The organism is Mesorhizobium sp. NPDC059054, from assembly GCF_042739215.1.
Classification (GTDB): domain Bacteria; phylum Pseudomonadota; class Alphaproteobacteria; order Rhizobiales; family Rhizobiaceae; genus Mesorhizobium.
Genome location: NZ_JBHYHV010000004.1, coordinates 704,828 through 726,278, shown reverse-complemented (window position 1 = coordinate 726,278; position 21,451 = coordinate 704,828). Strand labels below are relative to the sequence as shown.

The 21,451-nt window shown below is 60.9% G+C and carries 20 protein-coding genes and 1 tRNA gene; 10 read left to right on the top strand and 11 right to left on the bottom strand.

Features of this window, described 5'->3' with window-relative positions; genetic code table 11:
- The first annotated feature begins 48 nt into the window (after positions 1 to 48).
- The 4 genes from ACFWXH_RS20825 (at position 49) to ACFWXH_RS20810 (ending at position 4,261) form a co-directional block, all read left to right on the top strand.
- Positions 49 to 1,368 (top strand): aspartate aminotransferase family protein, encoded by a 1,320-nt coding sequence (locus ACFWXH_RS20825; RefSeq protein ID WP_379123256.1) that lies wholly within the window; start codon positions 49 to 51, stop codon positions 1,366 to 1,368.
- A 78-nt stretch (positions 1,369 to 1,446) separates the two neighbouring features.
- Positions 1,447 to 2,403 (top strand): TRAP transporter substrate-binding protein, encoded by a 957-nt coding sequence (locus tag ACFWXH_RS20820; protein ID WP_379123255.1) that lies wholly within the window; start codon positions 1,447 to 1,449, stop codon positions 2,401 to 2,403.
- A 53-nt stretch (positions 2,404 to 2,456) separates the two neighbouring features.
- Positions 2,457 to 2,984: a TRAP transporter small permease gene (locus ACFWXH_RS20815; RefSeq protein WP_379123254.1), complete on the top strand. Its 528-nt coding sequence runs from the start codon at positions 2,457 to 2,459 to the stop codon at positions 2,982 to 2,984.
- The gene (locus tag ACFWXH_RS20810) at positions 2,981 to 4,261 is read left to right on the top strand and encodes a TRAP transporter large permease (protein WP_379123253.1); all 1,281 of its coding nucleotides are present in this window, start codon (positions 2,981 to 2,983) and stop codon (positions 4,259 to 4,261) included. Before ACFWXH_RS20815 ends, ACFWXH_RS20810 begins: the two co-directional genes overlap by 4 nt.
- 234 nt (positions 4,262 to 4,495) lie before the next feature.
- Here the strand turns inward: ACFWXH_RS20810 and ACFWXH_RS20805 are convergent, their stop codons facing one another.
- The 3 genes from ACFWXH_RS20805 to ACFWXH_RS20795 all read right to left on the bottom strand — a co-directional run bounded on the left by ACFWXH_RS20805 (position 4,496) and on the right by ACFWXH_RS20795 (position 7,730).
- Positions 4,496 to 5,320, bottom strand: coding sequence for an endonuclease/exonuclease/phosphatase family protein (locus ACFWXH_RS20805; protein ID WP_379123252.1), 825 nt, complete (start codon positions 5,318 to 5,320; stop codon positions 4,496 to 4,498).
- 106 nt (positions 5,321 to 5,426) lie between these two features.
- Entirely contained in the window at positions 5,427 to 6,887 is a 1,461-nt protein-coding gene (locus ACFWXH_RS20800) for a phosphatidylserine/phosphatidylglycerophosphate/cardiolipin synthase family protein (protein ID WP_379123251.1), read from the bottom strand.
- A 213-nt stretch (positions 6,888 to 7,100) separates the two neighbouring features.
- Positions 7,101 to 7,730, bottom strand: a complete 630-nt coding sequence (locus ACFWXH_RS20795; protein ID WP_379123250.1) for a CPBP family intramembrane glutamic endopeptidase — start codon at positions 7,728 to 7,730, stop codon at positions 7,101 to 7,103.
- Between the two features lie 317 nt (positions 7,731 to 8,047).
- Between ACFWXH_RS20795 and ACFWXH_RS20790 the strand changes: the two genes are divergently transcribed.
- Positions 8,048 to 8,320 carry a YMGG-like glycine zipper-containing protein gene (locus tag ACFWXH_RS20790; RefSeq protein WP_379123249.1) on the top strand — a complete coding sequence of 91 codons (273 nt, stop codon included), beginning with the start codon at positions 8,048 to 8,050 and terminating at the stop codon, positions 8,318 to 8,320.
- A 90-nt stretch (positions 8,321 to 8,410) separates the two neighbouring features.
- Here the strand turns inward: ACFWXH_RS20790 and ACFWXH_RS20785 are convergent, their stop codons facing one another.
- From ACFWXH_RS20785 to ACFWXH_RS20775, 3 genes are all read right to left on the bottom strand, one after another.
- Positions 8,411 to 9,808: a sensor histidine kinase gene (locus ACFWXH_RS20785; RefSeq protein ID WP_379123248.1), complete on the bottom strand. Its 1,398-nt coding sequence runs from the start codon at positions 9,806 to 9,808 to the stop codon at positions 8,411 to 8,413.
- Entirely contained in the window at positions 9,780 to 10,454 is a 675-nt protein-coding gene (locus tag ACFWXH_RS20780; protein ID WP_379123247.1) for a response regulator transcription factor, read from the bottom strand. The genes ACFWXH_RS20785 and ACFWXH_RS20780 overlap by 29 nt, the downstream gene beginning before the upstream one ends.
- Before the next feature lie 311 nt (positions 10,455 to 10,765).
- Positions 10,766 to 10,840: transfer RNA gene (locus tag ACFWXH_RS20775), tRNA-Gly, on the bottom strand.
- A 210-nt stretch (positions 10,841 to 11,050) separates the two neighbouring features.
- On the opposite strand from ACFWXH_RS20775, the gene ACFWXH_RS20770 reads away from it, so the two are divergent.
- The 4 genes from ACFWXH_RS20770 to ACFWXH_RS20755 all read left to right on the top strand — a co-directional run bounded on the left by ACFWXH_RS20770 (position 11,051) and on the right by ACFWXH_RS20755 (position 13,591).
- The gene (locus ACFWXH_RS20770; protein WP_054310452.1) at positions 11,051 to 11,548 is read left to right on the top strand and encodes a prolyl-tRNA synthetase associated domain-containing protein; all 498 of its coding nucleotides are present in this window, start codon (positions 11,051 to 11,053) and stop codon (positions 11,546 to 11,548) included.
- Positions 11,549 to 11,624: 76 nt separating this feature from the next.
- Entirely contained in the window at positions 11,625 to 12,599 is a 975-nt protein-coding gene (trxA, locus tag ACFWXH_RS20765) for a thioredoxin (protein WP_054310451.1), read from the top strand.
- A gap of 95 nt (positions 12,600 to 12,694) precedes the next feature.
- Positions 12,695 to 13,366, top strand: coding sequence for an LON peptidase substrate-binding domain-containing protein (locus ACFWXH_RS20760; protein WP_054310450.1), 672 nt, complete (start codon positions 12,695 to 12,697; stop codon positions 13,364 to 13,366).
- 18 nt (positions 13,367 to 13,384) lie between these two features.
- Positions 13,385 to 13,591, top strand: coding sequence for a Trm112 family protein (locus ACFWXH_RS20755; protein WP_379123246.1), 207 nt, complete (start codon positions 13,385 to 13,387; stop codon positions 13,589 to 13,591).
- A 44-nt stretch (positions 13,592 to 13,635) separates the two neighbouring features.
- On the opposite strand, the gene ACFWXH_RS20750 is transcribed toward ACFWXH_RS20755, so the two are convergent.
- From ACFWXH_RS20750 to ACFWXH_RS20740, 3 genes are read right to left on the bottom strand one after another with little or no spacing between them, the layout of a single operon-like run.
- Positions 13,636 to 16,998: an error-prone DNA polymerase gene (locus ACFWXH_RS20750; protein WP_379123245.1), complete on the bottom strand. Its 3,363-nt coding sequence runs from the start codon at positions 16,996 to 16,998 to the stop codon at positions 13,636 to 13,638.
- Positions 16,995 to 18,464: a DNA polymerase Y family protein gene (locus tag ACFWXH_RS20745; RefSeq protein WP_379123310.1), complete on the bottom strand. Its 1,470-nt coding sequence runs from the start codon at positions 18,462 to 18,464 to the stop codon at positions 16,995 to 16,997. The genes ACFWXH_RS20750 and ACFWXH_RS20745 overlap by 4 nt, the downstream gene beginning before the upstream one ends.
- A complete protein-coding gene (locus ACFWXH_RS20740; protein WP_379123244.1) occupies positions 18,418 to 19,434 on the bottom strand; it encodes an ImuA family protein in 1,017 nt (338 codons plus the stop codon). Before ACFWXH_RS20740 ends, ACFWXH_RS20745 begins: the two co-directional genes overlap by 47 nt.
- 182 nt (positions 19,435 to 19,616) lie before the next feature.
- On the opposite strand from ACFWXH_RS20740, the gene ACFWXH_RS20735 reads away from it, so the two are divergent.
- Entirely contained in the window at positions 19,617 to 20,039 is a 423-nt protein-coding gene (locus ACFWXH_RS20735) for a metallopeptidase family protein (protein WP_054310445.1), read from the top strand.
- Between the two features lie 134 nt (positions 20,040 to 20,173).
- On the opposite strand, the gene ACFWXH_RS20730 is transcribed toward ACFWXH_RS20735, so the two are convergent.
- Together ACFWXH_RS20730 and ACFWXH_RS20725 are read right to left on the bottom strand one after the other, a co-directional pair.
- Entirely contained in the window at positions 20,174 to 20,383 is a 210-nt protein-coding gene (locus tag ACFWXH_RS20730; RefSeq protein ID WP_054310444.1) for a DUF1737 domain-containing protein, read from the bottom strand.
- A gap of 27 nt (positions 20,384 to 20,410) precedes the next feature.
- The gene (locus ACFWXH_RS20725; RefSeq protein ID WP_379123243.1) at positions 20,411 to 21,286 is read right to left on the bottom strand and encodes an HpcH/HpaI aldolase/citrate lyase family protein; all 876 of its coding nucleotides are present in this window, start codon (positions 21,284 to 21,286) and stop codon (positions 20,411 to 20,413) included.
- Between the last annotated feature and the right edge of the window lie 165 nt (positions 21,287 to 21,451).

Sequence of the window (21,451 nt, the reverse complement as noted above, 5' to 3'; positions counted from 1 at the left end):
CGGGTGCATTCCAAGATGCTTTTGCCATTGGGAGGCTTGGAATTGTCAATGTCGTCGGTCTTTTCGAGGGATTACGCCTCCGAGCTTCCCATGATGGCGCGCGGCAGCGGCGTCTATGTCTATGACGATACCGGCAAGGCTTATCTGGACGGCATGGGCAGCGCCGGAGTGGTCGGCATCGGTCATGGCCGGACCGAGATCTACGATGCGCTGGCGAAGGCCGGCGACACCGTGACATTCGCCTATACAGCCACCTTCTCGCATCCGTGGCAGGAAAAACTCGCCACCTCCATCCTCTCGGTCGCCCCCCAGGGCATCGACTCCGTCTATTTCGTCTCCGGGGGTTCCGAAGCCAACGAGACGGCGCTGAAGCTGGCGCGCCAGTATCACCTCGATCGCGGCGACGCGCAGCGCCACAAGATCATCTCGCGCTGGCAGAGCTATCATGGGGTCACCATTGCAACGCTGTCGCTATCTGGCCGCACCAGCTGGCGCACTCCTTACACGCCTTATCTACTTCCGGTGATCCACATCGCGCCGCCCTATGAGTATCGCTGCGCCTATTGCCGGGACAATGGTGGCTGCACCCTCGATTGCGCCGACGAGCTGGAAAAGGCGATCAATCTGGAAGGGCCGGAGACGGTCGCCGCATTCTTCGCCGAAACGATTGTCGGCACGACGGCAGCCGGGCTGGTGCCGCACAAAGACTACTACAAGCGCGTGCGCGAAATCTGTGATCGCTATGGCGTGCTCTTCATTGCCGACGAGGTACTCGCGGGCTATGGCCGCACCGGCAAGCCCTTCGCCATAAGCGATTGGGACGTGACCCCCGACATGATCACCTGCGGGAAGGCCATCGGCAGCGGCTATGCGCCGCTTGGCGCAGTCCTGGTCAACGAGCGGATCACGGATTTCTTCCGCAGCAATCGCAAGCGCTTCGTTCACGGCTTCACCTACAGTGGGCATCCGGCTTCGTGCTTCATTGGACAGCAGGTCTTCGACATCATGACCCGTGAGGGGCTGTTCGCTCGGCCGGGCGAGATCGGCAAATATCTTTCGAGCCGGCTGCAGGAGCTGCAGCAGCGGCATAGCTGTGTCGGAGACGTGCGGGGCAAGGGGCTGTACGCCGGTGTCGAATTCGTTGCCGACCGCTCGACGAGACAACCGTTCCCTGTCGAAAAAGCATTCACCTCGCGCCTTGTCGCGCTCATGCGCGAGCGTGGCGTCATCGTCGGTGGCGGCGTTCCGGGAGCCAATTTCGGCAAGGGGGGCGATCACATCCAGATCACTCCGCCCTACGTCGTCAGCGAAGAAGAGATCGACATCATCGTCGACACATTGGACGAGGTGATCACGGAGCTGACCTGACGGCAAAAAGAAACCTGTCTCGACGCGAGCACCGGCCGGGATCGGAATCCAAAGAACCATAAGAAAGGGGAACCTGACATGTTGAGATCGATCCTTGCGGCTGTGTTTGCGGCGGCGCTTACAACCGCGTCGGCGCAAGCGGGCGTCACGATCCGTATAGGAGGGGCCGGCTCGCCTGACAGCCCCGACACCAAGGCCATGGAAGTGTTCAAGGAGAAAATGGAGGCCGAGCTTGGGGGCGACGTTTCCATCCAGCTCTTCCCGTCCTCGCAGCTCGGAACGGTCGACGAGATGGTCGAGCAGATCAAGGGTGGCGTGCTCGAATGCATGTATGAAAGCGTGGGCGATCTCGGCTCGTTCCATCCCGCCGCGAATGTCGAAGGCGTCGCCTATCTCTATCACGACGAGGACCATTTCTTTCGCATCTGGCGCGGGCCGGTCGGCAAGGAAATCCTCGATACGATTGCCAAGGATGCCGGCTTTCGGGTGCTCGGGCCTGCCTTCCACGGCTTCCGCCAGTTTCTATTGACCAAGCCGGCCGAAAGCCTGGCCGACATACAAGGTCGAAAGATCCGCGCTCCCGGTATTCCGGCCTATATCGAATCGATCCAGGCGCTCGGCACGAATCCTGCGACGATACCGTTCGAGGAGGTCTATACCGCCATCCAGCAGGGTGTCGTCGACGGCGTCGAACAGCCGCTGGTCGCCATCAAGGACCAGCGTTTCTATGAGGTGGCCAAGCATCTGCTGATGACCAACCACATGGCCGAGACGATGGGGTTCATGTGCGGCGAGCCGTGGTACCAGGGCTTGGACAAGCGTGCGCAGGATGCTTTCGCCAAGAGCGCGGATGCCAGCGCAGATTGGTACCGTCAGTATACCGATGAATCGCAAGCCAAGGTGCTGGAGGATCTTGTTGGCCAGGGCGTGGTCGTGCACAAACCCGATCTCCAGGAATTCATGACCAAGGTTGCCGGTGCGAAATACGACGCCGCGCTGCAGCCCTATATTGAAAAAATTCGGGCCGTTAAGTGAAAGGCGGGCCTGCCGACCAACGCGGCGGCAGGCCGATTTCCAGAGGCAAACGGATGATCCAGTTGTTTGAACGCTTCGGCAACCTCTTGCGCCGCCTGCTGGACTTGGTGGTGGGGGCCGCGCTGTTTGCGATCGTCCTGCTTGTCTGCGTGCAGGTGTTCAGCCGCTACTTCCTCGGGGCACCAACTCCGGGGCTGGCGGAAATTTCCCGGATCCTCTTCATCTGGCTGACTTTTACCGGGTCGGCAGTCCTGATCAGCCGCCGCGAGCTGATCGTCATCGACCTTCTTCACGACCGGCTGGGGAAGCGCAGCATGGGCCGTCTCAACGTCGTGGTCGACATCGCCACGGCCGTGTTCCTGGTTGTCCTTGCCATTTACGCGCGCCAGTTGATGATCATCGTCGGTCAGAAGATCGCGCCTGCAACGGGCATCAGCTTCGACTGGTTCTACGGTGCCTTGCTGGCCTTCTGCTTCCTCGGCCTGCTTTTCATCCTCGAGCGCCTTGTGCGAACGGCTGTCGCTTGCGGATCTGCACCGGAAACCCGCAAAGGCGTGCCCAGTGAGGAGTCTGCCTCATGACGATGCTGCTCGTCCTATCGGCCACCTTTCTCGCCCTCGCTCTGCTGGCGATTCCGGTCGCAATCGCACTTGGCCTTTCCGCGCTTCTGGTCGTCATGATCTGGGGCATGCCCGGTTTCATCCTGGCGCAGAAGATGGTCAATGGCATCGATTCATTCCCGCTGCTCGCAGTGCCGTTCTTCATCCTCGCTGCATCGGTCATGAACAGCGGCGGCATCACCACGCGCGTGGTGGATCTGTTCACATCCTTGCTCGGCCGGGTCCGTGGCAGTTCCGGTGTCGTCAATGTCGGGACCAATGTTTTCCTCGCCGGCATTTCGGGCTCCTCGGTGGCCGATGCTTCCGCCAGCGGTGCACTGCTCATTCCCGAAATGCGCAAGGAAGGTTATTCCGGCGCATTCGCGGCTGCCCTGACGGCCGGAGCCGCCGTCATCGGGCCCATCATTCCGCCCAGCATTCCCCTCGTCATCTATGGCGTCATCGCACAGGTCTCGATCACGCGCCTCTTTGTCGGCGCCTATATTCCCGGCGTGCTGATTGCGGTGGCGCTGATCGTGTATGTGACGAATTATGCTCGCAGGCATGAGCTTCCGGCTCGTGGCCGACCTTCCTGGGGCGTGATCGGCCGCCAATTTCGCGGCAGCGCTTGGGCGCTCTCCATGCCGCTGCTGCTGGTGGTCGGCGCCAAGGGCGGCCTCTTCACCGTCACGGAACTGGGCGCGGTGCTGGTGCTCTATGCGATCTTCATCGGCTGGATCATCCACCATGAATTCCGCTGGAGGATGTTCCCGGCCATGTTGACGGATGCCGGCCTTCAGACAGCAAACATCATGCTGGTGGTGGCGGTATCATCCTTCATCGCCTACCTGGTCGTGGTTCACGGCATTCCGCGCGACATCCAGACCATCCTGCATCAAGCGAACCTTTCGCCGGTCGAGTTCATGCTTCTGGTCAATGTGGTCTTCCTGGTCGCCGGGATGTTCCTCGATTCCACGCCTGCGACCATCATCCTCGTGCCGATCTTCCTGCCCGCTGCAAAGAGCTTCGGCGTCGATCCGACGCATTTCGGGCTGGTGATCGTCCTGAATCTGATGATCGGCCTGATCCACCCGCCGCTGGGCCTGAATCTCCTGATCACCCAGTCCATTTCGAAGGTGCCAATGCGGGATGTCATCTGGGCCAGCTTGCCGATCGTGGGCATCGTGCTGGCGGTCCTGCTCGTCATCACCTTTGTGCCGCAGACGGTACTCTGGCTGCCAACCGTCATGGGGCTGTAGCAGCGGAAGCATCGCATTTTCGTTGGCAGGTCAAATATGTCGTTTCGCCCGGAGCCTCTTTGACAGCAGCTGGCCGCCTGAGATTCGCCGATAGCCGCTTTCCCAAAGCCCTCACGCCGGGAGCAGGCGATCAGACCTCATTGCCATGCTTGCGGATCGGCCGGTCGTCCATGATATATCATCCTGATATATCAGATGGCGATCAAAAGCTTGAAGGCTCGCAACTGCTGATCGCTAAGCTGCCTTGAGCCTATCTCCGGCGGGCGCCAGGCTGACCCAAGCCTTGATCGGCAGATGGTCAGAGGCCAGACGTGCCAAAGGTGTGTCGTGGGCGATGATGGGCGACAGGATTTCCTTGCGATTTGAAATCAAGCGGTCGAGAGCCAACAGTGGAAGTCGCGACGGGAAACTGGGAACCGCAGGAGGCAATTCCCCGAAGGCGGTTTCGAAGATGGTGAGGGCGGAGCGGCCGTTGAGACGCCACTCATTGAGATCACCCATGAGCAATGTCGGCGTCTCTTCGCGGTCATTCATGATATCCAGGATCGCGCGGACCTGCCGGGTCCGCGAGTGGCGAAGAAGGCCGAAATGCGCTGCAACGATCCGGATCGCGCCGCCCGCTTCCAATTCGATCTCCGCGATCACCGCCCCACGCGGCTCCAGTCCCGGAAGCTTGATCTGATGCACGTCGCGGACGCTGCCGCGCCTGAAAAGCACGACATTCCCGTGCCAGCCATGCGCCTTCGCCTGTCCCGAAACCGGTACAGCCGTGAGCCCGGCTTCGCGCTCCAGGCGAGCGAGGTCCAGCAAGCCGTTCCGGTCGCCGAAACGCTTGTCTGCCTCCTGGAGGGCGATGACATCGGCATCGATCTCGCGGATGACGCGTCCGGTACGTTCCGGGTCGAACCTTCCGTCGGTGCCTACGCATTTATGGACATTGTACGAGGCTACGAGCACACCCGGTTGTTCGATGCTCCCCGTCACCGGCTCCGCGTGATCCCGACGCATTCGAATGCGCTCCAGGATGTTTGCGGGAAGACCGCCACCCAGCCTATGCATGATGCTTCTCGTTTCCGTGCTCGTCAGTCCAGGCCAGAGTCACCTCCTCTAACTGGGTAGGGGCGAATATCCCTGCAACTGACGAAAACACCTGCAGGGCACCTTGTCAAAGATAGGGCGATCCAAGCCAAAGGACACGGTCGATCAAGCGTACAAGGAATGGACGTTTGCGCAACTCCGGCAGGGTCACTTCCACCGCCGAGTCGATCGCGGTCTCGATACGCGCTTCGATCTTTCCGGCAAAGCCGGGATCCAGAACTTCGAGGTCGATCTCGAAATTCAGTCGAAGGGACCGCGGATCGAGATTGGAGGAGCCGACGAAGGCCCAGGTGGAATCGACGACTAGCAGTTTCGAATGATCGAAAGAGCCTTGAGCGCGCCAGATCTTGCAGTAGCTTCTAAGAACCTGGTCGAATTGGGCGGTCATCGCCCGATCGACGAGAACAAGATTGTTGGCCGACGGCACCACGATATCGATATCGACCCCTCGCCGCGCGGCAGTGGTCAGTGCGCTGATCAATTCGCGATCAGGGAGGAAATAGGGTGACATGATGCGGATGGAATGGCGAGCGACCGAAAAGGCAGCCATCAGCATCTTGTGATTGGCTTCCAGGCTGGCGTCGGGCCCCGAAGGAAGCGCGCGCATCAGCATCGGCGAGCCGGGCTCTCCGGCTGCGTCAAATGCGATATGCCAGGCCTCGCCCTGGAGCCGCTCGCCGCTGGCGAAATACCAGTCCTCCGCGGCAACCGAGAAGATGTCGGCGACCACGGGGCCATCGATGCGGAAATGCGTGTCGTGCGCCATGGCAGCGCCAGCGAATTCGGCAGTGAAACCCTGCCTTATGTTCATTCCACCCATGAAGGCCACGGCGCCATCCGCAACCAGGATCTTCCGGTGCGTTCTCAGGTTGGCATAAGGCAGGCGAAGCCCCATGATGATGCTGCCGTTGAACACGTCGGTCGGGACACCGCCTTTTTGCAGATAACCGACGATGCTGGGAACCGAGTAGCGGGCACCGACGGCGTCGATCAACACCCGCACGGCAACACCGCGTCGTGCGGCTTCTATCAAGGCGTTCGCGATGCGCAGCCCGATCGGATCGCGATCGAAGATATAGGTTTCCAGGATGACACTGCGTTGCGCGTCGCCGATTGCCGCGATCATCGCAGCATAGGCCTCGTCACCAGTCTCGATCATGGTGACGGCATTCGCGGTCGTCAGAACGTGGTGCGTTATCCTGTCGCCGGCGGTCTTGAGGGCAACGAACCGCGGGCCGAACCGGGCATCGATGGAGCTGTCGGTTGCATCGAAGCGGGGATGCTCCAGCACCGCGCGCCCGGCCACGGCCCGCTCCGCTGCGAGTGAGACACTCCTGATACGGTTTATCCCGGCAATGGCATAAAGTGCTGCGCCGACGAAAGGCGACAGAATAATGACGCCAACCCAGCCGATCGCCGCCCGTACCTCATCCTTGGTCATCGCCGCATGCGCTGCCGCCACCGCCGCGATCACCGTCGAGACGACCGCGAGCATATGAGGCCAGTAGGTGGCGATCAGCGTCCACATGGGGGATATCTATGCAGTTATCCTGAACGCCGTCGATTGGCAGGGGTACGGTGCGACAAGCTTTTTCGCACATCTCTCAGGCAAAGGTGGTCGGAAGAGCAAAAAAAGCGCCCCTGAGGGCGATTTTTTCGCTGACGGCGCGAGCGTTGCTGCTACGCGGGCCTGCTAACTGACCCATATCGCGCGTCCCGCGGCGCATCATGGGCCAGACCGTCAGGCCAGCGCGTAGGTAACGAGCCACAATCCATTGAATACTACGTGCACAACAAGACCGGGCCAGATCGACGCCGTCTTGCGGAACAGGATAGCAGCCAGGATGCCGACCAGGAGCGCGTTGAGAAAAATGACGCTCGGTCCGTGCATAGCGGCAAAAATCAGGGCGCTGCCGACGACACCAACCCACACTCCATAGCGATTCAATGAATTGGCAATGACGCCGCGAAACACTGCTTCCTCGCCGAGTGGTGTAAGAACAGCACCGGTAAACAGCAAGATGAGCAGGGACCAAGCTCCGCCCGTGGCGCCAGCCTGGAAGTCGGCCTGGGTGTTCGCTTCGGTGACGAACAGGAAATAGACGCTCTCCATGACGTGACTGACACCATAAGCGGCTATCCCGATAGCGGCCCCACCCAACCGCCATCGCCATGGAATAGCGCGGAAGCCGAAGACGCCAAGATCGCGGATGCGCAGGGAGCACGCAGCGGCAAGAGCGGCAACGCCTGCGATACCGTTGCCGGCCATGCCGAAGTTGCCACGTAGGACGGCCTGCTCGTCGGGCATCCTCAGTATCACGACAGAGACTATCCCCAGAAACAGCACATAGGTGATCAGCGCGACCGCCACTTCCGGCCATCCAGGCCGCCTAAAGGGCGACCAGTTGATACGGGTTTTGATTCTGGTCATTCCGTGAAGTCGATCATCGTTTCAATAGTAGGTGGCGCCCCAAAACTGCTTTCACCGGCCGTAGACGGGTTGAATTACCGGAACATTACAGGTCCCGGCAGTCATGCACTTATGGCTGATCTTTGCGGAATCTGCCTGCGTGACCGCACAGCTTGCCGTAATCTCTGCGTAACTGTGGCCGGCCATAGGCCTTCTGACGGACCAGCGTTCCGACGGGTGAACGCATGCCGGAAGGTCAATGGACGAAGGACACGACAATGAAGAAAGCAATCGCAGGTGTGCTGGTTTGCCTCACGCTGACTGCGTGCAGCCAGACCGAAAAAGGGGCCGGCATCGGCGCGGCGAGCGGCGCAATCATCGGCGGGCTGGCGAGTGGGTCATGGGAAGGTGCGGCAGTGGGTGCGGCTGCCGGCGGTGTGGGTGGCGCGGTGGTCGGCAATATCAGCGAACGCAACGAGCGGAACCGGCGCGACCGATGGGATCGCAGCGATCGCTGCTATTATCGTGACCGGTACGGGCGCTGTCGCTGACGCAGCGCCGCAGAGCATAAGGGCCAGACGTGCTGGAACTCGTCTGGCCCTTTCGTTTTGAAAGTGAATTTCGCGCTCCGGCTGTACCCCTCAGGACGGTGAAGCGTTTTGTGCTGTGAGGGATACGCGCCCCTCGCGCCATCGAACGGCGAAAGTGCTGCCTGCGCCTGGCGACGATACGAGTTCGACGTAACCTCCATGACGGGTCACGATTTCGTCCACCATGCTCAGACCGAGGCCGGCACCGGCGCCATGCGGGCTCACCCGGTAAAATGGTTCGAAGATGCGTGCGTGTTTGTCGCCGGGAATGCCAGAGCCCTGATCCGACACCAGAACGCTTCCATCGTCCTCGACCTCCACGCAGATTTCACCCGCCTTTCCGCCATACTGGACGGCATTGCGCACCAGATTGGCGAAGGCGCGCTCCAGAGCTTCGGGATCGCCAATGACGAAAGCCTGATCCGCTTTGCTGTCGAACGAGATCTCGTAACCATCTGCGATGGCGAAAGGCGCGAGATCGGCTACCACTTTGGACGCCGTACCATTCAGATCCACCTGGATTTTACGGGACGGTTTCTGCCGATATGCCTCGATGTCGAGCAATTGATTGGCAATCGCCGTCAGCCGCTTGATACCACTCTGCAGAGAGGATTTTTCCGCGCCCGGCGGAATCGTATCGATGCGCACCTGAAGGATCGCGATCGGCGTGCGCAGCTCGTGCGCCGCGTTGACGAAGAAGCGTTCCGTCTTTTCGAATCCGCTGTCGAGACGCTGCAGCGCCATGTTGATGCCGTCGACGACACGCAGCACCTCGCCGGGCAACCCCCGCTCCTCCACGATACCACCACGGGCGTTGAAATCGATCTTGTCGAGCCGCGCGGTGAGATCGTTGAAGGAACGAAGCGCCCACCGGGTGACCAAAGGAACACCAATCAGGGTGATCGCGGCGAGGATAAGCGCAGGCACACCGATTGCGATGTTTCCGAGCATAACCGTCACTCCATACTGAGACATGGAGACCCCGCCTGCAAAAATGGTGGCCTCACCGGCTTCGGTGTCCAGGCGTTCAAGTCGCGCCACGCTTGCCGGATCGTTGACGTAGCCATGCAGTTCGGTGCTGCGGAAGGTACGTAGCACCTCCGCGCTTGCGGCCATGTCTGTGGGCATGTCGCCGTGTGACAGAATATCGCCGTTGGGCAGAGTCACGACGAACCACAGGCTCGGTGATTCCCTCATCATTTTTGTTAGGCTGGGCGTCGGAGAAAGGCCTGGTTTCCCATCCGCGCCAAGATGAACGGAATCGGCGACTTCCTGAGACAGCCAGATCGATGTGATCGCACCGTCGGTCTTGATGCTGGATGCGATGTACAAGACGAGCGCCAGGGAGGCGACGACGGCACATAGCTGAAGGGTGATAAAGCCGAGCGTGAAACGCCAGCGAAGGGACGTGCTCTTCATTTTATTCCGGTTCACGAAGGAAATAGCCAATGCCGCGAATGTTCTTGATGACGATGTTGGCCCCCGCCTCCCCAAGCTTGCGGCGTAGTCGCGACACGTTGGCTTCCAGGGAATTCGACTGGATCTCGTCGTCGAACGAATAAACATTGTCTTCGAGCAAGGACCGCAGGACGGTGTGCCCGCGATTGCGCAAAAGCGTTTCGAGGATCAGAAGCTCGCGCCTAGCCAGAACGAGCCTGACACCGGCTACATGGACGTCGCGCGAGGTCCGGTCATAGGCGACATTCCCCGCCACGAGCGTCGGCGCGCCGGATATTGGAGAACGCCTGAGAACTGCGCTCATTCTAGCAAGCAATTCATCGATTTCGAACGGCTTGGGCAGATAGTCGTCCGCACCCAGGTTGAGCCCCAAAATCCGGTCGGCGGTCGACCCCAAGGCCGAGACGATGATCGAGCGCGTGGGTTTGCCTGATGCCCGCATATCGGCGAGAAGGGCGCTGCCGTCCCCGTCCGGCAGCTGCCGATCCATCAGCAGAATGTCGTAGTCCGCCAAGGCGATCGCCTCGCGAGCCGTCGCCAGATCGGCGACAATGTCGAGGACGATGCCGTGTTGCGAGAGTGCTGCCCTGAGAGCGTCGGCCATTTCCGGATCGTCTTCGATGAGCAGGAGTTTCATAGTGATTGGGGCTGAGAGTTCTGCGGGTTGTTTGCACGGGCGGAATTACGCCAACGTTACGGCCTCGTGTTGTTTGCACCAAGAAGAGGTTCCGTTGAGAGACACGCCAGGTATCTCGCCTGCCCATGATGAATTTGTCTCCGGCGAGGTCAAAGGGTTTGGCCTTGCTGGAGAGTTGATGGGGCAGGAACTACGGCATGTTGCGCTGCAACAGACCCTCCCGTGCTTCCCTGTAGGGGAAAAGGAGGTCGGGGAAGCAAAAAGGCGCCCTAGGGCGCCTTTTTCACGTGCTTGGTTTTCCTGAGGAAAACTGGAGCGGGTGAAGCGATTCGAACGCTCGACCCCAACCTTGGCAAGGTTGTGCTCTACCCCTGAGCTACACCCGCTCACACGGCCTTGGGCCGCAAGCCGGGCCTATATGGCCGAAGACCGCGCCGAATGCAACAGGGAAAAATGCGCTTTTTTCATCGTTGGCAAAAGTGACCAAAACGCCTTGGCTTGCAGGCTCTCTCTGCTCTATGGGTCAAGAGGACACGCATTCATGTGGCCCATGAGAGGTCACGTCGGACGCAAGCGCGGCAACAGGATGGAGCTTCATGGCCAAGACAGAAGACGAGCTTTTCGCTTTCCTGGCTGGACTGGGCATCGAGATTTCGACGCGTCGACATGCGCCGCTCTTCACCGTCGCCGACTCGCAGGCGCTGCGCGGCGAAATCGACGGCGGGCACACGAAGAACCTGTTCCTCAAGGACAAGAAGGACAATTTCTTCCTGGTGACCGTGGATGAAGAAGCGGAAGTCGATCTCAAACAAATTCATCATCTGATCGGCGCCACCAGCCGGGTTTCATTTGGCAAGCCTGAGAAATTGTTGGAACTGCTCGGCGTCGTTCCGGGTGCCGTGACCGTTTTCGGGCTGATCAATGATAGCGACAACCGGGTCAAGATCGTGCTGGACGCGCCGTTGATGGAAAATGCGGTCATCAACGCCCATCCCTTGACCAATGAAGCGACCACGTCGATCGCTTCCCGCGACCTGATCAGATTCATCGAGGCAACCGGCCATGAGCCTGTTATCTTGAAAGTCTCGGCATGATCGCCACATTTGTGGCAAACCAGCCCCTGCAGAACAGGGTCGCCGTTTTTGCGTGGCGACCCGAAAGGACAAGATGATGAGTGACCAAAATCCGTTCGGCGGCACGGGCAACGCGTATACGACAACCGTGCAGTATGGCGGGCAAAATGGTGGAGCTGCACCGGCAAATGGCACGGCGGCCGGCTTGATCAAAGACGCGACCACGGCGACGTTCACCGCCGACGTCATCCAGGAATCGCGACGCCAGCCGGTATTGGTGGATTTCTGGGCGCCATGGTGCGGACCGTGCAAACAGCTGACGCCGCTGCTGGAAAAGGCAGTCAATGCCGCCGGCGGCACGGTGAAGCTCGTCAAGATGAACATCGATGAACATCCCTCGATCGCAGGGCAGCTCGGCATCCAGTCCATTCCGGCCGTGATCGCCTTCAAGGACGGGCAACCGGTCGACGGTTTCATGGGCGCCGTTCCCGAAAGCCAGATCCGCGAGTTCATCGAACGTGTGGGCGGCAAGGGTGGAGGCAAGCCGCAGCTCGCCGAGGCTCTGGCTGCCGCCAACGAGGCTCGCGAGGCAGGCGATGTCCAAACCGCTGCCGATATCTATCAGTCAATCCTGGAGCAGGCGCCGGATACGGTTGAGGCCATCGCTGGTCTTGCCGAAATCCTGTTCGATGGCGGCGATACCGCCGGCGCGGAAGCCGTGCTGGCACAAGTGCCTGAAGGCAAGGCCGATGCGCCCGCCGTCAGCGCCGTGCGGGCGCGGATAGCACTTGCCGCACAGGCGTCCGACCTTGGCAATCCCGCGGAGCTTGAGAAGCGTCTTGCCGAGAACCCGAAGGATCATCAGGCTCGTTTCGACCTTGCCATGATCCAGAACGCCATGGGTGAGCGTGAGAAGGCCGCCGACAACCTGCTGGCGATCGTCAAGGCCGATCGTGCCTGGAACGACGATGGCGCGCGCGCACAGCTGTTGCAGCTGTTCGAAGCCTGGGGGCTGACCGACGAGGTAACCTTGTCGGCGCGCCGCAAGCTGTCGTCGCTGCTGTTTTCTTAAGGGCTCCGAGGTCCAGATCGACCGGCGCGGGGTGGATCGCGGGGAGGATACCGGTTCGTCCTTCTCGCGGAAGAAATTTATGGGACGAGAAAAGGATGCGAGCGGGAAACGCCCGATATCGGCTCGAGACCGATCTGCCCAACACGATCGCGGTTTTTCCGTTGGGTGGAGCTCTGCTGCTGCCCGGCGGACGCCTGCCCTTGAATGTCTTCGAGCCACGCTATCTGCAGATGGTGGATGAGGCGCTGGGCGATTCACGGTTGATCGGCATGATCCAGCCAAGTCTGGATGGCGCACTTCGCGACGATGGCGAGCCGGAGTTGAGCGGCATAGGCTGTATCGGGCGCCTGACCTCGTTCATGGAGACGGGTGATGGGCGCTATGTCGTCTCTCTGCAGGGGATCTGCCGTTTCCGGGTGACGCAGGAGCTCGCTGTACGCACGCCGTTTCGTCAATGCCGCGTGGCGCCCTTTCTGGCGGACCTTCAAGAAGATCCATCGGCATCCGCCGTCGACCGTACCGCGTTGCTGAAGGCATTTCGTGCCTATCTTCAAGCCAACGACCTGGAAGCGGATTGGGAAAGCGTCAGCCGCGCCGACAATGCCATACTGGTCAATGCGTTGTCGATGATGGCGCCTTATGGGCCTGCAGAGAAACAAGCGCTGCTGGAGGCGCAGGATCTGAAGAGCCGGGCCGAGACGCTGATCGCGATCACCGAGATGACGCTGGCGCGTGAGAACGAGGATTTTGGCTCGGGCCTGCAATAAGATTTTGGAAGGCAGACAATGGGTGAGCGGGAAGGCAACAAGGTCGGTGTCGATCCGAAGCTTTTGGAGCTTCTGGCGTGCCCGCTGACCAAGGGACCGCTGACATGGGACGCCGAGCGCGGCGAACTGGTCTCGCGCCTTGCCAAACTAGCCTATCCGGTACGGGATGGAATCCCGATCATGCTGCCTTCCGAAGCGCGATCGATTGCGCCGGGTAAAGGCTGAGCATAGCCGACGCCCGCTGGCAGGGTGTCGGCAAGCCTTGATGATCAGTGGAAGTTGCGGCCTTTTGGCATGACGCGTTGCGCATCATCGGCAAGGGCGCGGAAATCCTGTTCCGATGGTTCCTGCCGCTTCTCGGGCCTGCCGGTATGATTTTGGCCAGCGGGTCCGGTCAGAGGTTTCCTCTCATCTGCCGATTTCGCAAAGCCAGGAGGAACTTGCTCCAGCAGCGACGACAGCCAGGGTGTCAAATCTTCGATCTTGTCGGCGACGATGTGGATGACACCTGACTCGCACTGCAGCTTGCCGGTGACCTGGACGAAACGGGCCCCCATGATCACCGGACGAAAACGCTGGAAGACCCGTTCCCAGAAAATGACATTGGCCACGGTCTTCTCATCTTCCAGAGTGAGAAAAATAGCTTTGCCGTTGCCGGGCCGCTGGCGCACCAGAACAAGGCCGGCAACAGTGACGCGCCTGCCGTCCGGCACGGAAGGCAAGAGGGCATTCGGCGTTACGCCATTGCGGGCCAGCCGTTCGCGCAGGAACGAGACCGGATGCGACTTGAGCGACAGGCCGAGCGAGCGGTAATCATGAATGACGTGCTCGCCCGGACGCATCATCGGCAGTTTCGTCGCCGGCTCCAGATCGGGAAGTCTGATGTCTGGCTGATCGAACAAGGGCAGTCGCTCCGCGGCCTTGCGACCGTCGAGCGCGCGCACCGCCCACAGGGCATCGCGCCGGCTGATACCGAGCGAGCGAAAGGCATCGGCTTCGGCCAGCTTCTCGATCTCGTCGGCGTCGAGGCCGGAGCGCAGCCAGACATCGCGCACGGATTCGTAACCGTCGCCGCGCCGGGCGACGAAGGTGCCCATTCTGTCTTCGGATATCCCCTTGATCTGACGAAAACCTAGCCGGACCGCATGATCGGTCAGAATGACACCCCTCATGTCGGCATGGCGTGCAACGATGCGCCCGGGGTCGAAAGAGGCCTTTTCGAGCGTGCAATCCCAAACGGAGGCATTGATGTCGACATCGCGGACCTCGACGCCGTGGTCGCGGGCATCCCGCACCAGCTGGGCAGGCTGGTAGAAACCCATCGGCTGCGAATTGAGGATCGCGGCGCAGAAAACGTCGGGATAGAAGGTCTTGAACCAGCAGGACGCATAGACGAGCAAGGCGAAGGATGCGGCATGGCTTTCCGGGAAGCCATATTCGCCGAAGCCTTCGATCTGCTTGAAGCAGCGCTCGGCAAATTCCTTGGGGTAACCGCGCTCGACCATGCCGTTGATCATACGGTCGCGGTAATTGCCGATGGTTCCGGTGCGCTTGAATGTCGCCATGGCGCGGCGCAGTTGGTCGGCTTCGCCCGGCGTGAAGCCTCCTGCGTCGATAGCGATCTTCATGGCCTGCTCTTGAAAGAGGGGTACACCGAGTGTTCGTTCCAGAATCTTCTCAAGTTCGACACTCGGATATTCGATCTTTTCCTTTCCCTGTCGGCGTCGGAGGTAGGGATGAACCATGTCACCCTGGATCGGACCAGGGCGCACAATGGCGACCTCGATGACGAGGTCGTAGAATTTTCTGGGCCGCAGACGCGGTAGCATCGACATCTGCGCGCGGGATTCGATCTGAAAAACACCGAGTGTGTCAGCCCGGCAGATCATATCATAAACGCGGGGGTCTTCTTCAGGGATCGTGGCCAAGGCGAGCTTGCGATCATATCGATCTCGAACGCCATAGTGATTTTCAACCAAGTCGAAAGCCCGCTTCAGGCACGACAACATGCCAAGCGCCAACACATCGACCTTCAGCAGGCCGACCGCATCGAGGTCGTCCTTGTCCCATTCGACCATCTTGCGCTCTTCCATCGCCGTCTTGACGATGGGGACGATCTCATCGAGTCGGTCCTTGGTGATGACGAAGCCGCCGACATGCTGGGTAAGATGGCGCGGGAAACCCATGATGTCATTGGCGAAGTCGAGGACATGCCTGGTCAACGGCTCTGTTCGATCGAGGCCGCCAGCTTGAGTTTCCCGTTCGCCGAGCTCAGAAGAATACCAGCCCCAGATCGAGCTCGACAAAGCGCTTCGGACGTCTTCGGACAGTCCCATCGCCTTGGCGACCTCGCGCAGGGCCGAGCGTCCGCGATAGCTGATTACGGCTGCGGCAAGCGCGGTGTGTTTTTCACTGTATTTCTTGTAAATGTAAGCAATGATCTTTTCCCGCTTTTCGTGTTCGAAATCGACATCGATGTCGGGTGGTTCGTCGCGTTCGGTCGAGATGAAACGTTCGAAAAGCACATCCATCAGGCCGGGGTTCACCTCGGTGATGTTGAGGCAATAGCAGATCACCGAATTGGCGGCCGAGCCGCGTCCCTGGCACAAAACGTCCACATCTTCCGAACGGGCGTAGCGGATGATGTCATGGACGGTGAGGAAATAACGCGCGTAATTCTTCTGCTCGACGATCGCCAGCTCATGGCGGATCAGCCTATCGACCTTCTCCGGAATGCCCTCGGGATATCGATTGTGCGCCCCCCGCCATGTCAGCCGTTCCAATTCCGTCTGCGGGTCGACGCCCTCTTCGGTGGTTTCGTCAGGATAGTTGTGTTTCAGCTCACTCAGCGAAAACTGCAGCGTTTCGGCGAAACGCCGCGTCTGCTCCAGCGCCTGCGGATATCTGCGGAAAAGCCGGGCCATTTCCGTAGCCGGTTTCATGTGGCGTTCGGCATTTACCGCCAGTTCGAAGCCGGCTTCGGCAACTGGGACATTGAGGCGGATCGCGGTGACCACATCCTGGAGCGGCCGGCGCTCAGGCGTGTGGTAGAGCACGTCATTGGTCGCCATCAGAGGCAGGTTGGCCGCTGCGGCCAGGGCGGCGGCCTGCTCCAGCCGGAAGCGGTCGTTGCCCTGGTAATCGGGAGCCGCCGCCAGCCAGAGATTGCCTTTGAAGCGATCCTTCAACTGCCGCAGCAAGGCCAATTGCGTTTCACCATTGCCCAGGAGATCAGACAGGACGGCGAGCGACAGGCGATCGCCCCATTGGAGCAGATCGGCCCGTTCGAGCAGCGTCGCGCCTTTTTCCGTCTCGGGGCGCAGATTGGCCTGGGTGAGCATGCGGCACAGATGCCCCCAGCCCTCACGATCCTGCGGATAGGCAAGGATGTCGGGAGTACCATCACTGAAAACCAGCCGGCAGCCGGGATGATAGTCTATGCCTTCGACCTTCGATTGCTGCCAGGCCCGCACGACACCGGCGACCGTGTTGCGGTCGGCCAGGCCGATTGCCGAAAAACCATAGAGCTTCGCGGCAACCATCAATTCCTCGGGGCGGGAGGCGCCGCGCAGGAAGGAAAAGTTCGACTGCACCCCGAATTCGGCATAGGGCGGGTGGGCAATCAGGCTCATGCAAACACTCCATGCATGAACCAGCGCGGGGGCGGTTTCGAAGCGTCGTAAAAGCCCTGGCGATAAAGCCAGTAGCGGCGGCCGTCGGTGTCTTCGATGCGAAAATAGTCGCGTGTCGGTTCTTCCTGGCGCCACCATTCCGCTGCGATGCGTTCCGGCCCTTCCACCTTGGCGACACGGTGGAGCGCTCGCCGCCAACGGAATTGCAGCGGAGGGCCATCCGGAATTTCCGAAGCAGGAACTTCGACGGGTTCAGGCACCTGAAACAGCCGGATCGGACGTTCCGGCTGGAAGGGCACGGCGGAGGGCAACTCTTTTGGTATGGCCGGCTTCCTGGGAGGTGAAACCCGCCGCGGCGTATCTTCCCAATAGGGGATGATTGCGACGGCGCGTTCCGGCAGATGGCTTTCAACAGCGACCGGCTTCAGCACGGCACCATCGCCCAAGCGCGCACGGATGCGATCGGCGAACAAAGCAAGGTTCTCCTCGCCATCCTCGACCTCATCGGCAAGGTCGGCCTGGTGCATGTCGAAAGGAGCGGTCGCCAGTATGGCGAGGCGAACCAGATCGAAGCCGTAGCCGGCGTCGAAATCCTCGGCGATCGCCGTCAGCTTCTCCTGGAACAATCTCAAGATGAGCCGAGGCTCGCGCATAGACCGCGACGTGCCGACGACAAGGCGACTGACCACGCCATCGACCCGGAAGAGCAGGAGGGCAACCGCCCTTGCCCCTTCGCCTCGCCGCTCGAGATCGGTCTTCAATGCCGTTGCAAGCAGAAACACCAAACGTTCGATGTCATCGATCAGGATGACGGGTTCAGCGAGGTGGCGCTCGACCGAAAGCGGGGCGACAGGCAATCGCGGCGAGACGGCTTCATCCTGCCGCCCGAGCGCCTGGTCGATGCGCAGCAGCAAGGCAACGCCGAAACGGCGCACCAATGGCGCGCGCGGTGCTGCCAGAACAGCGCCAACCGTGCGCAAGCCGACGCTCTCCAGACTGCTGCGTATTTCCGGTTCAAGGCGCAGTGCCGCAAGCGGCAGCGGGGCGAGAAGAGCTTCTTCCTCCCCTAATTCGACAATGCAGCGGTCGCGAAACCTGGCGGCAGCCCAGGCTGCCCCCGCGGTCGAGGCGATCCCGGCACGAACGTCGAATCCCTGGTGGAAGAAACGGGCCAGAATTTCGTCCAGCATGGCGTGTTCACCGCCGAACAGATGCGTGCAGCCGGTGATGTCGAGGAACAGACCGTCGATGCCATCGAGCGCAACCAGCGGCGTGTAGCGATCACACCAGTCGGCCAGGCTGTCGAGCAGACGCAAATCGGCCTGCGGATCGGCTTCGACAATATCGATCGACGGATGCATGGCGCGCGCATCGGCAATGCCCATGCCGGGTTTCAGGCGCAGCGCCTCTGCCCGTTCGTCAAGCGCGGCGATGCGCTGGGCGTTGCGGTCGCGATGGCTGATCACCAGCGGGCGATGGCCGGGGGGACGGGAACGCCAGGACCGGCCGTGACGCTGCCGCAGGATCCGTTCCGCTGGAAGATAGGGGAACCACAGCGACATGATCCTTTGCTCGCTTCTGAATGTCCCATGGCCGCTGGTGGATTGCGCCCGCGTGCCTTCGATCCAGGAATGTGCGTTCATCGGGGTTCCACTCCAGTGTGAATTGTCCAGGCTGTGTCGCGCGGCTCTTGCCGATGGTGACGGCGATGCCCGGGCGACCGATCGTGCCGTCCAGGGGGCCGGCCATGGTGTTGCGCGGCGTTGCCGGTGCCGGTGCGACGAGGAGACGGACGGGTGCCGCTGTCGGCTCGGCAAGCGCTGCCTGCCGCAGCAGGAAGACCGGCCGCCCCGCCATCTGTGCGCGACGATGCAGTCGGCGCGTGGCGGTCAGGTCGAGCCGTTCGGGATTGCCGCGCAGTTCCAGCACGACGGCGGAAAGCGCGGTCAAGCCTGCTCCCTCCTCGGCGATCCACAGGGCATCGGTGGTTTTCGGCGCTTCGGCGTAAAGCAGGCTTTCGGGCGCGATACCGAAACCGGCCTCGAGCCCGCGCGCGTAAGGAAAACCAGCTTCCCGAAAGATCTCGGTGGTGCCGACCCACAGAATGGGCGCCGGCGTTTCCGTTTTTTTCAGCAGCAGACAGGCGAGAGCCAGCGCAAAGCCAGCGACGGTGCCGGCATCGCGGGTCTCGGCACCGTGGAGTTCGGTCAGGGCAGCCTTGGGCAGTCCGCCATTCAAGGCAGCGTCGAAGTGATCCGCGCCGGTGGCGAGCAAGCCATGGCTTTCAGCCACGCCGCTGCGGCGCACCAGCATGCGGTCTGCGTCGGAGCCACTGCCAGCCGGCGCTTCGAGGCGTTCCGACAGCGTTCCTTCAATCTTCGCGATCTGGCGGCGCAAGGCAAAAACAGTGTCTCGCGCCACGGCGTCCATCGCCATGTCGGTCAGCGTCCAGTCAATTTGTTCCTGTTATGTTCTTATAGATTCCAGAGGGTGAGATGAGAGTCAAGCGGACTCATGGAGAATTTATTCCTCTCCTGTCAGGGCAAAATACCGTCGATCGGATCGTTATTTGCCGATCTTGCCGCAACAGCCTATATGCCGGGGTCAAAGGACAAAGAATGGCCCGCATCTACAAGACCCGCACCTGGCACAACGAGCTTTCTCCCTCCCTTGATGAGCTCGAGCTGCTGGCGCTGGAAGCCTACGCCCATCTGTCGGAGGAGTTCCGCAAGCTGACGGGCGAGATCGTCGTCCAGGTAGCCGAGTTTCCGACCGATGAGATCATGGACGATCTGTCGCTGGAAACGCCCTTCGACCTGCTCGGCCTGTTCGAGGGGCGCGGCATCGCCGAACGTTGGAATCCAGCGACCGGCGAGGGGCCGAACCGCATCACGCTCTACCGCCGCGCCATCCTCGACTACTGGGCCGAGAACGAAGAGACACTGGGCGACATCGTCACCCATGTGCTGATCCACGAGATCGGCCATCATTTCGGCCTCTCCGACGATGACATGGAGCGTATCGAGGCGTCGGCGGAATAGGCTCTTGCAAATAGGAATTGAGAGCAATTCCAGCAAAAGTGTGCAGCGGTTTTGCGTCCGGAATTGCGTAAAACAAAGAGTTAGAGCGTTTCCGCGATCCGGAGAAAAGCGGAAATGCTCTAGGACGACGGCTACTACCAGTCGCTCAATTTGGTTTCGCCGGGCACGTATTCCTGGCCGTCGACATCCTTCACCACGGCCTGGCCGCAGCGCATGACCTTTTCCTTTTTGTCATAGGCATAGGTCGGCGAGCCATAGAGGTGCCAGCCCTTGTTCAGCGCCGCTGTCACCTTGTGGCAGAAGGTGGCGTCATCGACGGCGGTGAGGAAGCGAAAGAGGCGCATGGTCCTGTCCTTAAAGCTGTTGCTCGATCATGCGCCGATGCTGGCGGCTTTCGCCAGCAATTTCTCAGCCTGGACCAGGTGGAGACGCTCCACCATCCTGCCTTCCAGCGCAATGACACCCTTGCCGACGTTTTCCGGCTTGGCAAAGGCGGTGACAATGGCCTTGGCCTCCGCCAAAGCCTGATCCGAAGGGGTGAAAGCAGCATTGGCAGCCTCGACCTGCGACGGATGGATCAGCGTCTTGCCGTCGAAACCCATGCCGGCGGAATCGGCGCATTCGCGGGCGAAACCGTCCAAGTTGCGGAAATCGTTGAAGACACCGTCGAGCAGGGCGATGCCGCCGGCACGCGCGGCCAACACCATCTGCATCAGCCACGGCACCAGATAGCGCCGGTCCGCAGTGGCCTGAACGCCGGTCTCCTTGATCAGGTCATTGGTGCCGGCAACCAGGCAGGCGAGCCGCGAAGCGGGGTCGCGGCCGAGTTCGGCGATGGCGGCGATGTTGATCAGCGCCTTGGGCGTCTCGATCATCGCCCACAGCTTCACTTCGTCGGGTGCGTCGGCCTCGTCGAGCGCGTCGCCGGCTTCCAGGATGTCGCGCGGCGTATCGATCTTGGGCAGCAGGATGCCGTCCGGCTGGCAAGCGAGCGCCGCGGTAAGATCCTCCGGGCCGCCTTCGCCTCCGAAGCGGTTGATGCGCACCACCATTTCGCAGCGCGGGCGATTGGCGAAGATCGCGCCGAGCCTGTCGCGCGCCGAGGCTTTTTCGCCGGAGGCGACGGCATCTTCCAGGTCGATGATGACAGCGTCGCAGGCAAGTGTCGCGATCTTGGCCAGCGCCCGCTCGTTGGCGGCAGGAATGTAGAGGACGGAACGGCGCGGGCGATAGGGATTTTCAGCCATCTGGTCTTCTTGCCCGCCAAAGCTGGCCCTTGCAAGGGCTTGCAGTGGGGTGGCTGAAGCTGGTTAGAGAGTGAATAGTGAAATAGTGAATAGCGAATAGTGCCGGTTAGGGCACCGTTTGGCCCTCTACCCACTACTCACTATTGACTACTCGCTCATCCAATC

Excerpts from the sequence above, each read along its gene's own strand:
- ACFWXH_RS20725 (WP_379123243.1), bottom strand. The coding sequence starts at position 21,286 with ATGGCTGAAAATCCCTATCGCCCGCGCCGTTCCGTCCTCTACATTCCT.
- ACFWXH_RS20810 (WP_379123253.1), top strand. The coding sequence starts at position 2,981 with ATGACGATGCTGCTCGTCCTATCGGCCACCTTTCTCGCCCTCGCTCTG.
- ACFWXH_RS20730 (WP_054310444.1), bottom strand. The coding sequence starts at position 20,383 with ATGCGCCTCTTTCGCTTCCTCACCGCCGTCGATGACGCCACCTTCTGC.
- trxA (WP_054310451.1), top strand. The coding sequence starts at position 11,625 with ATGAGTGACCAAAATCCGTTCGGCGGCACGGGCAACGCGTATACGACA.
- ACFWXH_RS20825 (WP_379123256.1), top strand. The coding sequence starts at position 49 with ATGTCGTCGGTCTTTTCGAGGGATTACGCCTCCGAGCTTCCCATGATG.
- ACFWXH_RS20800 (WP_379123251.1), bottom strand. The coding sequence starts at position 6,887 with ATGTGGACGCTGATCGCCACCTACTGGCCTCATATGCTCGCGGTCGTC.
- ACFWXH_RS20815 (WP_379123254.1), top strand. The coding sequence starts at position 2,457 with ATGATCCAGTTGTTTGAACGCTTCGGCAACCTCTTGCGCCGCCTGCTG.
- ACFWXH_RS20760 (WP_054310450.1), top strand. The coding sequence starts at position 12,695 with ATGCGAGCGGGAAACGCCCGATATCGGCTCGAGACCGATCTGCCCAAC.
- ACFWXH_RS20735 (WP_054310445.1), top strand. The coding sequence starts at position 19,617 with ATGGCCCGCATCTACAAGACCCGCACCTGGCACAACGAGCTTTCTCCC.
- ACFWXH_RS20770 (WP_054310452.1), top strand. The coding sequence starts at position 11,051 with ATGGCCAAGACAGAAGACGAGCTTTTCGCTTTCCTGGCTGGACTGGGC.
- ACFWXH_RS20780 (WP_379123247.1), bottom strand. The coding sequence starts at position 10,454 with ATGAAACTCCTGCTCATCGAAGACGATCCGGAAATGGCCGACGCTCTC.
- ACFWXH_RS20820 (WP_379123255.1), top strand. The coding sequence starts at position 1,447 with ATGTTGAGATCGATCCTTGCGGCTGTGTTTGCGGCGGCGCTTACAACC.
- ACFWXH_RS20750 (WP_379123245.1), bottom strand. The coding sequence starts at position 16,998 with ATGAGCCTGATTGCCCACCCGCCCTATGCCGAATTCGGGGTGCAGTCG.
- ACFWXH_RS20805 (WP_379123252.1), bottom strand. The coding sequence starts at position 5,320 with ATGCATAGGCTGGGTGGCGGTCTTCCCGCAAACATCCTGGAGCGCATT.
- ACFWXH_RS20755 (WP_379123246.1), top strand. The coding sequence starts at position 13,385 with ATGGGTGAGCGGGAAGGCAACAAGGTCGGTGTCGATCCGAAGCTTTTG.
- ACFWXH_RS20790 (WP_379123249.1), top strand. The coding sequence starts at position 8,048 with ATGAAGAAAGCAATCGCAGGTGTGCTGGTTTGCCTCACGCTGACTGCG.
- ACFWXH_RS20740 (WP_379123244.1), bottom strand. The coding sequence starts at position 19,434 with ATGGCGATGGACGCCGTGGCGCGAGACACTGTTTTTGCCTTGCGCCGC.